Below are 1,664 nucleotides of genomic sequence, written 5' to 3' on the forward strand. Positions count from 1 at the left end.
CCTGAATTATTCACAGATTTTCTAAAATAGGCCAATAACGCCCATTTAATCAGCTTTCACGTTATTATATAATGCATGAAATAAGTGAAAAAAGAACCCGTTTCTGATAAGGTTAAATCACCACAAAATAACCACCAGAAAGGATTCTTATAATGGCTACTTTACCGCAATTACCGCTTAATTTCAATCGTCAAATCAAATTATCAAATGACGGAGGTTCTCTTTCTTCTGATACAGGTGAATTCATTTTCAGAGAGTTCGATGAGAAAATTGGCTTCTCAAGGACATTGGCTCAACACTTAAACTTGAAAGATTCAAGAGCTTACTTCGTCCATTCAAATGAAAATTTGCTTCGCCAAAAAATCTATCAAATGATTGCTGGCTATTCTGAAGACGATGCTGCTGATCAACTAACAAATGACCCTGTATTTACTCAAATCCTAGGTACACCAGCACTGGCCTCTCAGCCTAGTTTATCTCGCTTTTTTAAACGGTTCGATCAAACGTCTATCAAACAATTAGAACTGGCCAATCGGGAACTGCTCAATAAAGTTCATCAGTTCAGAGATTCAAAAGCACTCATCTTTGATTTAGATTCTACTCATTCAGATACCTATGGCCATCAAGAGTCGACGGCTTACAATGCCCATTATGGCACCATTGGTTTCCATCCTTTAGTTGCTTTTGATGGCGTAACAGGCGACTTTTTAAAGGCAAAGCTGCGTCCTGGAAATGTGTATACTTCAAATGGTGTCATAGAATTTATACAACCACTGATTGAACATTACAATGAGAAATTTCCGGAGACTTCATTATTCGTTCGCGGTGACAGTGGTTTTGCTGTACCAGCTTTATATGAGTTGTGCGAAAAAGAGTCAGTATATTACGTCATTCGACTAAAGTCAAATGCTCAACTACAACAGATTGCGGAAGAATACCATCCTTCCTCTACGCCTATAGATATCACAAAGGCTGAATACCTTTTTGAAGAAACCATTTATCAGGCGAAGTCATGGTCTAAACCTAGAAAAGTGATTATACAATCGGTACGCCCAGCGGGCGAACTGTTTTTTAACCATTCTTTTTTTGTGACCAATTTAGAAGTTGCGTTTTCTCCAAAAAATATCGTCCGTGCTTACCAAAAAAGAGGAACGATGGAGAACTATATCAAGGAAGCCAAGAACGGCTTTAGATTAGATAAAATGAATAGCCACTCCTTCCAAGTGAATGAGGTGAGAATGATGTTGAGTCTTCTAGCCTATAACTTAACGAACTGGCTTCGAACCTTGGCATTTCCACCAGAACAAAAAAATATGCAAATTGAAACGATTCGTACACGAATCATTAAGGTTGCCAGTAAATTGGTGAAATCAGGAAGATCACTTTACTTTAAATTATCGTCCAGTTTCGTCTATCAGGAGTTCTTTTGGAATGTGCTTTGCCGAATTCAGAAACTACAGATAGAATAAACGATTCATTTATCCAATTTAAAAAACATTTCAAACCAACCAAGGGAGTAGTCTGCCTAAAGGTGGTACTTTTTTGCTCCGAATTTTTGAGATATCGTTTTCGGAAGTGAAATTGTGAAAATCCTTGTAATGCATAAACAAAATTTTAGAATTTAAACTAAATTCCTGACTTATGACGTTGGTATGAATAATTCA

At 37.0% G+C, this 1,664-nt stretch carries 1 protein-coding gene; it reads left to right on the forward strand.

Going from position 1 to position 1,664, the window contains the following annotated elements:
* Nucleotides 1–152: 152 nt before the first annotated feature.
* Complete coding sequence (locus TY15_RS22925) at nucleotides 153–1,469, forward strand: IS1380 family transposase (protein WP_040203110.1); 1,317 nt, start codon at nucleotides 153–155, stop codon at nucleotides 1,467–1,469.
* Nucleotides 1,470–1,664: the final 195 nt, after the last annotated feature.

Source organism: Neobacillus jeddahensis (assembly GCF_000612625.1).
Lineage (GTDB): Bacteria > Bacillota > Bacilli > Bacillales > Cytobacillaceae > Neobacillus > Neobacillus jeddahensis.

Excerpts from the sequence above, each read along its gene's own strand:
- TY15_RS22925 (WP_040203110.1), top strand. The coding sequence starts at position 153 with ATGGCTACTTTACCGCAATTACCGCTTAATTTCAATCGTCAAATCAAA.